Raw genomic sequence first — 14,659 nt, 5'->3', positions numbered from 1 at the left:
CTTTTTCATTTTTCATAGTGGCCAACTGTTTGTGTACTGACACCAGTTTACCAAAACAATAAATTCTATATCATGATATCTGCCTACCCCGAAAATCCAACCCCACTGAAAAGTCTTGACGAGTGGGAAGATGATTTATTGGAGCGTTACCCCGAGCCAGGAACGATAGCAACGGCAAAAAAGACCGACGAGTTTAGGAATTACGACAACCCTGAAAGAGACTCTGTAAGGGAATTCTACCGCCTGAACCATAAATACCAGACCCGTGATTTCGTGCTGGAAAAAAGGGAGGAGTTTCTGGGCTTTAATAAACGGGAGATGACAATATGGGAAGCGTTTGATTTTTTAAACGAGCTCGTCGATGACTCAGATCCGGATACCGATCTCAGCCAGATGCAACACCTTTTACAAACTTCGGAAGCCCTTCGGGCAGATGGTCACCCGGACTGGATGGTACTTGCAGGTTTGATGCACGATATGGGTAAGGTACTTTGCCTTTTTGGGGAGCCGCAATGGGCCGTGGTGGGTGATACCTTCCCGGTTGGATGTGCCTATTCCGAAAAAATTGTATATCCCGAATACTTTGTCAATAATCCTGATTACAGTAATGCGCAATACAACACCAGGCTGGGAGTTTACGAGCCCAATTGCGGTCTGCGAAACGTAACCATGTCTTGGGGACACGACGAATATGTTTACCAGATGATGAAGGATTACTTACCGGAACCGGCATTGTACATGTTGCGGTATCACTCGTTTTATTCATGGCACAGGGAAAATCAATACGACTACCTGCTGGACAGCCACGACCGGGATATGCTGAAATGGGTTCAGTTGTTTAATCCATATGATCTCTACTCAAAAAGCCCGACACCACCGGATTGGAATACACTTCAACCTTATTACGAAAACCTAGTGAAAAAATATTTGCCTGCGAAGCTGAAATTTTAACCTTAACGCGAATAGGTGCTTTAGTAATTTAATCCTGTAAGCACAAGCTAAGGCAGACCAAACATGAACGGTAATCAGGTTTGTATAATGGTCGACATAATAAAGCGGCCTTTAAAGAAACTCATGTTAGCATGAGCAAATGTCGTCCCTGTATTACTCACATCAAATCGGTTACGAAAAACCCCCGGATACCAATCACTGTATCATTTCGAAAGTATCAGGGCCAGCGCGCCCTGATATTTCGTTTGTAAGTTGTTCGAATCGGGGAAACTTGCTTATTACCATTAATCTCGTTACGTTTAAGGAACTTAAATCTTTGCTGAACATGAGCACAAAACGTTAGCGGTTAAACACGCAACCACACGGATTTCATTTCCGGCACAACAGGGTTTACACATACCTTGCACTCCGGTACTTTCTTTATCTGCCAGATCACATTATGAAGTGTTTCCTTATCCTGCTGTTCTTGTTTACCATACCCCAGCTTTCCGCCCAGGTATATATCCGCGATAGCTCGCGGGTGGTAAAACAAGGCTCCAGGCTGACAGCGCTAACCGGTTCACTTAATTTCCTGGCCATTGGTGATTGGGGTAGGAACGGCGCAGATCATCAAAGGCAGGTGGCAGATCAACTGGGCAAAACTGCGGCAGAAACAGGGGCGCAGTTTATCATATCAACCGGCGATAACTTCTACCCAAGCGGAGTTATCAGCGAACATGATCCACTATTTAAATATTCTTACGAAGATATCTACACTGCATTTTCACTACAGTGGGACTGGTACGTTATATTAGGCAACCACGATTATAAGTCCAATCCCGATGCACAGGTAGCTTATTCCAAAATCAGCAGGCGTTGGAAGATGCCGGCGAGGTATTATGCGAAAAAGTTCGCCATCAACGGGGATACAACAAAGCAGGTGTTGATCGCTTTTATCGACACCAATCCCCTCATCCCGCAGTTTTATGCCAACCCTGAATATGGTCCAAACGTGCGGACACAGGATACTGCCGCACAAAAGCTTTGGCTCGAAAAAACGCTCAGCGATCCCTCGCCAAATATTGCCTGGAAAATTGTTGTAGGGCATCACCCGATGTATACAGGTGGAAGTAGAACCAACGGCTATGATACCAGGGCAACATATGCGTCGCTTGATGCTTTGTTAACCCGGCATAAAGTCGATATTTACTTGTCCGGGCATGAGCACAGTCTGCAACACCTTACACCAACGAATAAAGCCGAGCACTTTATCTCTGGTGCAGGTTCAGAAAAAACTCCCGCAATATTGGTCAACGATAGCAGGATGGCTGCTTCACAATATGGGTTTATGGTATTTTCTGCTACAGCAAAAGAGATGATGGTGCAGGTAGTCGACCACACCGGGCGGGTGTTTTACAGAACCAGCATCAAAAAATAAGTTCAGTAACCATACCTTGTAGTTCGCTTATGAGTACCTACACTTCAGAAAGGCCGGTTGTTGTGCCAGTCCCATCTACTACTACGGTTGGGGATAACGGGTATACGATCAGGCAAGAGCGGTTGTTCTCACTCGATGCCCTACGTGGTTTTGATATGTTCTGGATTATCGCAGGCGAAGGAATATTTCACGCCCTTGGAAAGGCAACGGGTTCACAACCATTTACCACCATTAGCGAACAACTGCACCACTCGAAATGGCATGGCTTTACCTTTTACGACCTCATCTTTCCGCTGTTTATATTTATATCCGGTGTCTCCATGCCTTATTCTTTTGCAAAGTGTTTGTCAGCCGAAAAGGGCATCAGCCGCAACAGCATTAAACACCAATTGTATAGGAGCTTGTTACAGCGTACAGTTATTTTGATGGTGTTGGGAATGGTGGTTAATGGATTGTTAGCCTGGAAAGGTTATGATCAAACCCGTTTTGCCAGTGTACTTGGCCGTATAGGATTGTCCTGCTTTTTTGCGGCACTCATCTACCTCAATTGCTCCCAAAAAAAACAACTCGTCTGGTTTGTTGTTTTGTTGTTTGGTTATTGGGCGGCTATGACCCTTTTTCCGGTGCCCGGTATTGGTGCTGGTGTACTAACCCCTGAAGGAAATCTCGCCGCTTATATCGACAGGTTATTGCTGCCCGGAAGACTACACCGGGTTATCTATGATCCCGAAGGATTGTTGTCGACTATACCGGCAGTTGGCACTGCCATGCTTGGGATCTTTACCGGGCAATTCCTGCGATTACAAGCCATTCATTTCACCAGCCTAAAAAAAGGCATAACCTTGCTTGGAGCAGGATTGGCGTTGTTGTTATCCGGACTGTTGTGGAACACCGTATTCCCAATCAATAAAATCCTTTGGACAAGTTCATTTGTCCTTTATGCGGGAGGATTAAGCATGCTTCTTTTTGCCGTCTTTTATTTGCTTATCGATGTTGCCGGTTATAAAAAATGGTCGCTGCCATTTGTTTGGATCGGGATGAATGCCATACTGATTTACATCGCCTCGCATGGCATGGTCAATTTTATGTTTACCGCTGAGTTCCTTGTTGGAGGTCTTGCAAAGTATGCTCCGCAATTATGGCAACCGGTAATTTTATGGTCAGCCGTGGCATTTATCCAGCTTGCATTGTTGTACTTCCTGCACAAGCACCGGTTGTTTTTCAAAGTCTAGCTTGCGCATTGCACGGGTTCTTTATTTAAGGCATAGATTGTAGCTTTAAAGCGTTTAAACCTGTTGTTATTTACGGGTAAGACCCTGTTTACAATTCCTTCAACATATGAAAATCTATAACGCTGCCAGATGAATACACTGCAAACGGCAGACATCATTGTCTTCTTCATCTACTTTATCGGTGTATCTGCTTATGGATACTTCATCTATCATAAAAGGAAGTCTGCCTCACTTAGTTCAAACGACTACTTCCTGGCGGAAGGTTCATTAACGTGGTGGGCAATTGGCGCATCACTCATTGCGTCAAACATTTCCGCCGAACACTTCATTGGCATGTCGGGCTCAGGTTTTGCGCTTGGTCTCGCGATATCTACCTACGAGTGGATGGCAGCTGCAACACTCATTATTGTGGCCATCTTTTTTATCCCGATCTATCTTAAGAACAAGATCTATACAATGCCTCAGTTCTTATCCAAACGCTATAGCGATAAGGTGAGCACGATCATGGCAGTGTTTTGGTTGCTGGTATATGTCTTTGTTAACCTTACCTCCATCATATACCTCGGGGCATTGGCCATCTCAGCCATCTCCAACATCAGTTTTGCATGGTGCATCGTTGGCCTCAGTTTCTTTTCGGTGTTGGTTACACTTGGCGGTATGAAAGTGATTGGTTATACCGACGTTGTTCAGGTTTTTGTGCTGATACTCGGGGGCCTTGTAACCACCTATCTTGCGCTCACCCTTCTTTCAGAACAATTTGGATTTGGTGGCAATATCTGGAAAGGATTATCTGTCTTGCGTAAGGAAGCGCCCACCCATTTTCACATGATCTTTGATAAGTCCGATAAATACTACAAAGAGTTGCCCGGTTTGTCAGTCCTCGTCGGGGGCATGTTAATCAACAACCTGGCCTATTGGGGATGTAACCAGTACATCGTTCAAAGGGCATTGGGCGCCGACCTCAAAACTGCCCGCAAGGGTATCCTGTTTGCTGCTTTTCTAAAATTGCTGATACCGGTAATCGCAGTGCTGCCCGGTATCACTATGTATGTGCTGCATCAGAAAGGTTTGTTCCAACAGGAAATGACGGATGCAGCCGGTACACTTAAGCCCGACCATGCTTATCCAACATTGATGAACCTGTTGCCCGCGGGACTCAAAGGCGTTGCTTTTGCGGCCTTAACTGCAGCGATTGTTGCGTCATTAGCCGGTAAGGCAAACAGTATTTCAACCATATTCTCGCTTGATATCTATCGTAAATACATCAACCCCGAAGCTTCAGAAAAAAAGTTGGTGCAGGTTGGACGCTGGGCAGTTATCGTTGCTATGTTGATCGCAGCTATTGTAACGCCAGCACTCAGATCTCTCGACCAGGCCTACCAATTTATCCAGGAATATGTTGGCTTTATCTCACCGGGTGTACTGGCGATATTCCTGTTGGGTTTATTCTGGAAACCTACAACAGCAGCTGCTGCAATGACAGGCGCATTGTTAACCATACCGATCTCAACTGTCTTAAAGTTTTTGCCCTATTGGACAGATGGTGCCTTTCCCGATTACCCGTTCCTCGACAGGATGAGCATAACCTTCGTGTTAATTGTTGTGATTATGGTGGTAATGAGTCTTGTCAGGCCCAAACGGGAGAACGATACCCATGTTATCGAAATCGAGCCGTCAATGTTCAGGGTCTCCCGCGAGTTTGTCGTTGGTTCAATCATCATCGTGGGCATACTTTCTGCATTGTATACCATCTTCTGGTAGCACCGGTCTGATACGTGATAGTTTTGGTTACACATAAGATGCACCCCCGAAATGTTGTTTTCTTTTTTGGCCGCCGGCATTTGTTCAATGTGGCGACATCGTTGCCACGCTCGGTTCAAAGCCAGTATTTCATAGCAGCGGAGGCCTGTGCTCATGATCAACGGAAGAAGTAGGAATGATGAACGCTTTATGACAAGTCGAAATGACTTGCATAACATCGTCATTCGCGGAAAGAAGCAATCCAATTGATGTTCAAATAAGAAGAAAACCACTTGCAAAACATCGTCATTGCGAGGAACGAAGCAATCCCATGTTTTGAAAGTTAAATAAGCACCATCGTCATTGCGAGGCACGAAGCAATCCCATGTTTTGGAAGTCGGACCAATATGGAGTTCTAGTGTTATCGGAACTGTTTCCTTGCATTAACCTGGAAAGAAGCACCACCGTCATTGCGAGGCACGAAGCAATCCCATGTTTTGGAAGTAGGACCAATCTCGAGTTCTAGTGTTATCGGAACTGTTTCCTTGCATTAACCTGGAAAGAAGCACCACCGTCATTGCAAGGCACGAAGCAATCCCATGTTTTGGAAGTAGGACCAATCTCGAGTTCTAGAGCTATCGGAACTGTTTACTTGCAGTAACCTGCAAATAAGCACGACCCGCAATCCTAGGCATCATCGTCATTGCGAGGCACGAAGCAATCCCGTGTTTTGGAAGTCGGACCAATCTCGAGTTCTAGAGCTATCGGAACTGTTTCCTTGCATTAACCTGGAAAGAAGCACCACCGTCATTGCGAGGAACGAAGCAATCCCAAGTTTCGGAAGTAGGACCAGTTTTAACTTCTAAAGCCACCGAAATTGTTTTCTTGCATTAACCTCTAAAGAAGCACTATCGTCATTGCGAGGCACGAAGCAATCCCATGTTTAAAGTAGAACCGAGTTCCACTACGGAGTCATGGGAGCTTTTCACTAGAGTAAACCCCAAATAAGCGCCACCCGCAAATCTAGGCGCCATCGTCATTGCGAGGAACGAAGCAATCCCAAGTTTCGGAAGTAGGACCAGTTTTAACTTCTAATGCCAACGGAACTGTTTACTTGCAGTAACCTCTATTCAAGCACCACCGTCATTGCGATGCACGAAGCAATCCCATGTTTTGGAAGTCGGACCAATCTCGAGTTCTAGAGCTATCGGAACTGTTTTCTTGCAGTAACCTGAAAATAAGCACCACCCGCAATGACGGGAACGCTTAGTGCGCCGGTCATGATTTCAGCTATGCTTGATGCTTTCGCTTAACCATGCTTGGGTGACTTCCGATCTCTAAAGAGATGACAGCGCTTCAACAAGGGATTGCTTCGTGCCTCGCAATGACGGGAACGCGTAGTGCGCCGATCATGATTTCAGCTATGGTTGATGCTGTCACTTAACAATCGTGTAGTTCACGACTCGCAAACGTTCACCACTCTACAACAAGGGATTGCTTCGTGCCTCGCAATGACGGGAACGCTTAGTGCGTCGATCATGATTCCAGCTATGGTTAATGCTGCCGCTTAACGCATGCTTGGTTGACTTCCGATCTGTTAAGCGATCTCAGCCCTTCAACAAGGGATTGCTTCGTGCCTCGCAATGACGGGAACGCTTAGTGCATCGATCATGATTTCAGCTATGGTTGATGCTTTCGCTTAACCATGCTTGGGTGACTTCCGATCTCTAAAGAGATGACAGCGCTTCAACAAGGGATTGCTTCGTGCCTCGCAATGACGGGAACGCGTAGTGCGCCGATCATGATTTCAGCTATGGTTGATGCTGTCACTTAACAATCGTGTAGTTCACGACTCGCAAACGTTCACCACTCTTCAACAAGGGATTGCTTCGTGCCTCGCAATGACGGGAACGCGTAGTGCGCCGGTCATGATTCCAGCTATGCTTGATGCTTATGCTTAACCATGCTTGGGTGACTTCCGATCTCTAAAGAGATGACAGCGCTTCAACAAGGGATTGCTTCGTGCCTCGCAATGACGGGAACGCTTAGTGCGCCGATCATGATTCCAGCTACGGTTGATGCTTTCACTTAAAAAGCGTGTAGTTAAATCACGACTAGCAAACGTTCACCACTCTACAACAAGGGATTGCTTCGTGCCTCGCAATGACGGGAACGCTTGGTGCTCCGACTATGATTTCAGCTATGGATGATGCTGTTGCTTAACAAAGGCCTGGTAAATTTTTCGACTAGCAAATGTTCACAGCCCTTCAACAAGGGATTGCTTCGTTCCTCCACAATGACGGGAAAGACTGGCGTTAATGCGATAATCTAGTACCCCGGATTTTGTGCAAGGGCTGCATTTTGGTCACGGGCAGCTTGTGGCACGGGCAGCAATAGCTTATTTTGGTCAACTGGCTTGCCTTTGGCCGATAACACCGGTAGCGCCCTTCCTGTTCTTTTTAGATCAAACCAGCGGTGAAACTCAAGCGCCAGTTCAACCCGGCGTTCATGTTCCAAGGCAAGCTGTAGGGTAGGGTATTTGACAGTTGGATAACCCGCGGTTCCAAAGAGCGGCAAGCCAACCCTTGACCTAACCCGGTTTAAATACTGCGGGTCATCAGTTGCTTCTGTCAATAATAACAACAGGTCGGCATAACGCAAAACCATAAAGTTGTTGTTGCACGACTCTGCCGCATTGACCAATGGCGCATTTGCATCTTTCCATTTTTTCTGGAACTTGATGGCAACAAATTGTCCGCCTTTCTGGTATCCCAGTTCAAACGACGTATCTCTTCTTTTATCGCCTGGCTCATATTCATTATACAGGTCATCTGTAACCAGGTTCATGCCTCCACCATAGGCCGTAATCGCGAAATTTTCAAACGGTGAAAATGCAGGCCAGTAGGTACTGCTGGGATTGTTTGCACCAGCTTTGTATTGAATTTCAAATATCGACTCTTTGGTGTTTTTGTGGGCAATTGTTGGCCCCCATAAAGAACCGTAATTTGGCAACAGGTCGTACGCAGTTCCATTATACGATGTATAAACTTCCCGCAATACCTGTGCTGCGGCTGCTTTATCACCCATGGTCAAATACACCTTGCCAAGGAGTGTTTTTGCTGCGCCGTTTGATGCTTTACCTGGCGCCGGAACCTTATCTGGAGCGGTGAGGCTTGCTGCTGCACTTCTAAGGTCATCTACAACCTGCTTGTAAACCTCATCTTTAGGCGTGCGGCTAAGTTTAAATGCTTCTTCCGCAAGTATCGGTGTTACCACTAATGGTACATCGCCCCATGCCTGAACCATATTAAAGTAGTAGAGTCCTCGCAGGAATTTCATTTCACCCGTAACCTGTGCTTTAAACCCCGCATCAACATTCGCCGCATCGATTTTATTGAGTACAATGTTTATACTGTATAACGATGAATACATGTCGTTCCAAAACTGATTTACCGCAGTGTTGCTTGAGATGATGGAGTAATCCCTGAATGCCCATTTATCTCCCAGGGTAATTGTGCCCGATTGTGCCACCTGGTATAATGTGGTATTGTCTGATAGTAATTCCCCGCAAAAAGACATCATACCGTTTGGACCGTAAACCGTGTATAACGTACTGTAAGCATTGTTCACCGCAAGCTCAAAATCGGCTTTGGACTGGAAGAACGTATTCGCATTTGAGTTGGAAACCGGTGCCAGTTCGAGGAAGGATTTTTTGCAGCCTGCTGATACGATTATGGCTAATAAGATGAGACAGCTATATTTTAAAGGTTTCATTTTTTTTCGTTGATCGTTAAGAAATTTAGAAGTCAAGCTTGATACCAAAGGTCACCGTCAACGGAATGGGATAGCCACCATAATCCGCTCCCACCTGCAACCCGGGGGTGCTGCCATTACTTGTAGATGCATCCGTTCCTGTGGAATAGGTACTGTTCTCGGGGTCGTAGCCCAGGTAATCGCTAAACACATAAACATTTTCGGCATTTACATAAAGCCTTGCCCCTCTAAACGGTGTTTTTGCGGTGATCTTCTGCGGGATCGCGTACGACAGACGGACGTTTTTGATCCTTACAAAACTTCCATCTTCTATCCAGTAACTGGAGAATTGTGTTTGAAGACCTTTGTATTCTGCATTGGGCTTAAATATTTGGCCGTCGCCGGGTTCCTGCTCCGACTTCCAATAATTATTTACCACCGCATAAGAGTTGCGGCTATCGTTCCAGAACTTGCTGAAGCGGGATTGTTGGTTTAGAATTTCGTTGCCAAATGTGCCCTGCAACATAAAAGCAAACTCGAAGTTTTTATACGAGAAGGTGTTGGTTAATCCGCCAATATAATCCGGTTGTGCGTTCCCAATATAGGTCCTGTCGTTGGCATCGATTTTACCATTGCCATCTACATCCCTTACGATTGGATCACCCGGGGTTACCAGGATTCCCGATGGATACCTGGGACCTTCGTCTATTTGCTTTTGATTGTTGTAAACTCCGTCGAATATGTATCCCACATAGTTGCTGATTGGCTGGCCCACTTCGGTTACAAAACGACCCCAGTCTTCAGCGATCACGGGTGCATTACCGGGACCGAGTTGTAAAACTTTGTTCCTGTTTGCTGAAATATTGAAATCAGTGCTCCACCTGAATGCAGGACCGTGGATGTTTTTTGTTGAGATCGTAAGTTCAACCCCCCTGTTCCTTACTTTACCAATGTTCGTTAACTGGGTTCCAAACCCTGTTGTAATTGGTACAGGTACGTTGAGCAACAAGTCCCGTGTAACGGAGTTGTAGTATTCTGCCGTAACATTAACGCGGTTATTGAGTATTGCCAGGTCCACACCAACGTTGAACTGATTTGTTTTCTCCCACCTGAGGTTTGGATTGGGTATGGTAATAACCCTTAACCCATTTACGACATTGTCGCCATATGCATACCTCGATCCTCCAAGTAAACTCACGGGGCCATAATTAGGTATCTGGTTATTGCCGGTTACGCCGTAACTCACCCTGAGTTTGAGGTTGTTGACAACCCTTGCGTTTTCCATAAACTTCTCATCAGAGATCAGCCAGCCTCCTGCTATCGAAGGAAAGTAGCCCCACCTGGTATTTGGTCCGAACCTCGAGCTACCATCACGCCTGATGGTACCATTTACGAAGTACCTGTTTTTATAGCTATAGCTTACCCGGCCCAGCCATGACAACAACGACCATTGTCCTGTGGTTGTACCGCTTTGTGTGAAGGTGCCTGCGGCATTAAGTGTTTCTACAAGGTCATTTGGAAAGTTCGTAGAGCCCTGAACCGAAGAGTCGCCGCGCTGTTTCTGTGCACTATAACCAACGATAGCGCCTACAGTATGTTCACCTATCTTTTTGTCGTACGCAAGCGTGTTTTCTGTCATCCAGTTTGTGTTGGTATAGGTGTTATAAGTTGCCTGGGCAGGCAGCAAATTGGAGTAGCCATAACCCTGGTTGGTTTGCCAAAACCAACTGTAGTTCCTGTTGGTAAGGGTGCCGTTGATGCTGCTTCTGAATGTTAGGTCCTGAAATGGTTTGTACTCCAGGTAACCACTGGCTATTGAATTATAGGTCTTATTGATTTTGTTGGCAAACTTGATCAATGAATAAGGGTGCCATAGTTGTACACCATAACTGGAGAACCTGTTCCAGGTACTGTTAGGATCCAAAAAGCCAAGGTTCCCGTTTTCGTTGTACAGCGGAAAGATTGGGTCGCTTTGTATTGCAAGACTGATCACATCACTTTTTCCGGTAGTACCATCTGTACGATCATTTGTTCCGGTCAGTGATAAGTTCATGCCGACCGCGAGTTTATCGGAAATCTTTTGCCTGATGTTGGTGCGCAACGACAGGCGTTTGTAAAAGTTGTCTATTACTACGGCATCCTGGTCGAGATACCCGGCTGAGAATAGGTACTGTGTTTTATCGGTGCCGCCGCTTACCGACATTTGTACATTGTTGGTTCGTGCAGTTCTAAACACTACATCCTGCCAGTCGGTACCGTTGCCGAACTGTCCGGGGTTGGTGAGAAACTCAGGTGGTATAAGGTAGGTCTTACTCTGAACCCTTGCACTGTTGGGATCACTTGCTTTTCCACCCCTCGCGATCCATGCATTATTGCGGGCATCGATATAGTACCGGATCCATTCCTGTGCATTCATCACCTTAACCCTTCGGGTCACCTCCTGTAAGCCATGTTCGATAGTGACGTTGACCTGTGCTTTGCCTGCTTTACCAAGTTTTGTGGTAACCAGTATGACTCCGTTTGCTCCCCTCGAACCATAGATGGCAGAAGAGGCGGCATCTTTTAAAATGTCGATGGATTGAATGTCCTGTGGGTTGATCAGGTTAAGGTCGAAATTTTCCATTGCCATCCCGTCGACAACATACAGCGGGGTGGTGCCGGCAGTTATAGAAGTGATCCCGCGTATCCTGATGCTGGGTCCGAAACCCGGAGCACCCTGAGTAGTTGTGATATTTACCCCTGCCACAGTGCCTTCAAGTGATTGTGCAACATTACTAAAAGAGCGGTCCTTAAATTGGTCGTATCCAACAGAAACAACTGAACCGGTAACTGCTCTTTTTCGTTGTGTACCATAACCAACTACGACCACTTCTTCTAATGACTTTTGAGTAGAACCCATTACGGTATTTAGTACCCTTTGATTGTTTACCGGTACTTGGTTACCTGCAAAACCAAGCGACGTAAAAACAAGTACTGCATTGCCGGGTACATTGGCGCTATACAATCCCTCATCATTGGAGATGGCGACTACCTCACCACCCTTTACTTGTACACTTACACCAGCCACAGGTTTTCCATCAGCATCGGTGATCTTACCGGTGATGCGAACACTTTGTGTTACGGTAACTGGGTTATCTTTTTGTTGGGCGGAGACTAATCCGCAAAAGGGAGAAAAAAGCAGAAGTTGCGACAGCACTACATTTCTCACGAAATGTGAATGAAGTTTCATATGGCAATATTTAGGTTTAGAAGAATAAGGATCCGTGATGCTAAATTTAGTGTTAAAAACAGGAGAATTCGGCTAATAATATTTTTTTAATAGTAGCAAAAAAGGGATACTGCCGTAAGATTTAGCATAATGCTATTTGGAAATAAGGGCGAGAAGCGACATGTGCCAAGGCACAGGTAAGCTGCAACAGGCGAGGGCTGGGTTCCTGAAAGTGGTAGCTTCAATCGTGAAAGTAACGAAAGGAAGGGTATGACACCGATAATTTGGTGCGGTGATGGCTGGCGCGATAGAGCAGATAGCCTGATGATGTATTAGGAACTGCTGACCTTAACTCCGTTATAGATACGTGGGCTGAGCAGATACTTTATTACGAACTGTCGGCATTACAATAATTCATGATGCTAAAACATGGGATTGGTTCCGGCGTCGCAATGACGGTGTGCGAACGCCATAACATGTGTGCGCAGAACATGCATGTTGTGGTAGTCCGGGAAGCCAAATCGTCGTTTGATATACAAACAGGTTGCTAATCCCGTGATGTATTTGTCCGCTAGTATTATCCAGGTAAAGTATCACGCATCAAACTTTAATAAAATAAGCTGATTTTACCGGTATTTGTGAAAGCCTCTGAGTGAGGCGATATGCTTTCTAGCATAGTAGCAGGAGAGCCGATCCAGGTTTCGGGTTAGTATGGGTTGAACGGGTAACTTTTTGTAAACGCGGTTGCGGGACCTAACCATTATAAAGCTCAACCGCCGTGCATATTTTTGCTCCTGAGGAGGCGGGGATAGCTTAGCTGTTTCGAACAATGATTTCGGTACCGTAAGGGGCTGGGGGAGGAGACAGAGATAAGGATCGAAACCGAAATGAAGAAGCAAGCCGCGTATAGTAATCGTCATATCGACTGACCCAGCTTCGGCGTGCCGCTAGATCGGTAAATCGTCAAGTGAAATTTGGTCTAAATATGGCTTTAATGAGTGGGTATTATCAAATGATTTTAATATAGTGGTACTTGTTTCATCAGGCCGGTGCCAGATCTCAATGTAAAATGCATTTACCTGGTATAGGTAAACTTTTAAGCCTTCGTTTAACCTCTCTCCAATAAGGGCACCATAGTTCAGGACCAACTCCGACTTAACAGCTTCGTCTAACAAACAGAACTCGTGAAATTTAAGCATAATGCAACCGGGTGTTTCTATTCAAAACTATTCAAGAATTGCTAGACTATTTTATAAAAGCTTATTTAATTTTTGCTGTTCCTGATTGATCATGTTAAACAGGATTCTTTTGAAAACCGGAAGGCTAAAGGTTAACACAAAACTACGGGCTTACACTCCGTGCTGTAAAGGATTTAAGCATTCTTTCCAGGTAATATACAACCTGTTTATTATAGGGCGAAGCTGATGGGGCAATGGTGAACACAAAGCCTTGATGCAGGTACTTCGCGTTTTCACGAATCGTAATACGACAAGCAGCGACCAGTGTTTACCTGAAGTGCCAGCGATATGGTTTATTGTCGTCGGGTAAGCTGGCTATTGCAATGCCCATCGAAGACAGTTAACCCGGAAAACTTATGCCTGAGGATTCCTCGCATAGAGCGAGGAACTGATCCTGGATGCTCTTATTTTTCGCTGAAGGCAGGCAGGGTCGGGGTTTTTGATGGTAGAAATACTCTCCCGTAACCAGTGCAGCCTTATCGGTTGAAGAAGCAAGCCAGGCTTGTGTTTTTGGTCCTTCTTCAAGTGAGTCTGGTGCGCCCTTGCCACCCATTTTAGTAGCTACCCAGCCTGGCTCAACTGCATTCGACAAAACATTTAACCACCGGTTTGCGACAGCAAAGGCAAGCAGAACATTGTGATACTTCGAGTCAGCATAAGCTGCAAAGCCATCCCAGGCCCGGGTAGTCCACGCAAGATCCCGTAAACTGTCATCGCCCTGGTGGTGTAAGCCGGAGCTGGTATAGACTAGGCGCTTGCAGCGGTTGACAAGACATGTAAGGATATACGGCGCTAAACTATTAACAGCAAACACCTCTGGCAAGCCATCAACAGTATTCACGCGCTTAGCTTCGCGATATCCAACACCTGCGTTGTGGATTATCGAATCAACCGCACCTGTTTTGTTCACTGCTTCAGCTACCGCAATGGTTTCCCGAATGCTTGAAAGGTCACCAGTTATGACCATTTCCGCGCCGGGTACAGCCTTTTGCGCAGCTAAACTCCTGGCTTCGTTACGCGCATGAAGAATGACCTGGTTGCCTTGCCGCACAAGTAATTTCGCAGCCATCTGGCCAAGGCCATCTGCTGAACCAGTGATAAGAATTCTTGACATAGATAG

The 14,659-nt window shown here is 45.9% G+C and carries 8 protein-coding genes; 4 read left to right on the top strand and 4 right to left on the bottom strand.

Annotation, left to right across the window (positions count from 1 at the left end):
* The first annotated feature begins 72 nt into the window (after positions 1-72).
* From EXU57_RS18925 to EXU57_RS18910, 4 genes are all read left to right on the top strand, one after another.
* Positions 73-951, top strand: coding sequence for an inositol oxygenase family protein (locus EXU57_RS18925; RefSeq protein WP_133269820.1), 879 nt, complete (start codon positions 73-75; stop codon positions 949-951).
* A 439-nt stretch (positions 952-1,390) separates the two neighbouring features.
* Positions 1,391-2,368, top strand: coding sequence for a purple acid phosphatase family protein (locus EXU57_RS18920; protein ID WP_133269819.1), 978 nt, complete (start codon positions 1,391-1,393; stop codon positions 2,366-2,368).
* A gap of 29 nt (positions 2,369-2,397) precedes the next feature.
* Positions 2,398-3,600 (top strand): acyltransferase family protein, encoded by a 1,203-nt coding sequence (locus EXU57_RS18915; RefSeq protein ID WP_133269818.1) that lies wholly within the window; start codon positions 2,398-2,400, stop codon positions 3,598-3,600.
* Between the two features lie 129 nt (positions 3,601-3,729).
* Entirely contained in the window at positions 3,730-5,361 is a 1,632-nt protein-coding gene (locus tag EXU57_RS18910) for a sodium/sugar symporter (RefSeq protein ID WP_133269817.1), read from the top strand.
* Between the two features lie 2,307 nt (positions 5,362-7,668).
* On the opposite strand, the gene EXU57_RS18905 is transcribed toward EXU57_RS18910, so the two are convergent.
* From EXU57_RS18905 to EXU57_RS18890, 4 genes are all read right to left on the bottom strand, one after another.
* Entirely contained in the window at positions 7,669-9,114 is a 1,446-nt protein-coding gene (locus tag EXU57_RS18905) for a RagB/SusD family nutrient uptake outer membrane protein (RefSeq protein WP_133269816.1), read from the bottom strand.
* Positions 9,115-9,139: 25 nt separating this feature from the next.
* Positions 9,140-12,322 (bottom strand): SusC/RagA family TonB-linked outer membrane protein, encoded by a 3,183-nt coding sequence (locus EXU57_RS18900; protein ID WP_133269815.1) that lies wholly within the window; start codon positions 12,320-12,322, stop codon positions 9,140-9,142.
* 926 nt (positions 12,323-13,248) lie between these two features.
* The gene (locus tag EXU57_RS18895; protein WP_133269814.1) at positions 13,249-13,500 is read right to left on the bottom strand and encodes a hypothetical protein; all 252 of its coding nucleotides are present in this window, start codon (positions 13,498-13,500) and stop codon (positions 13,249-13,251) included.
* A 379-nt stretch (positions 13,501-13,879) separates the two neighbouring features.
* Positions 13,880-14,653: an SDR family NAD(P)-dependent oxidoreductase gene (locus tag EXU57_RS18890; protein ID WP_133269813.1), complete on the bottom strand. Its 774-nt coding sequence runs from the start codon at positions 14,651-14,653 to the stop codon at positions 13,880-13,882.
* Between the last annotated feature and the right edge of the window lie 6 nt (positions 14,654-14,659).

This window comes from Segetibacter sp. 3557_3 (assembly GCF_004354985.1).
Lineage (GTDB): Bacteria > Bacteroidota > Bacteroidia > Chitinophagales > Chitinophagaceae > Segetibacter.
Note: the sequence above shows the minus strand (reverse complement) of the source record. Positions and strands in the feature narration are given on the sequence as shown.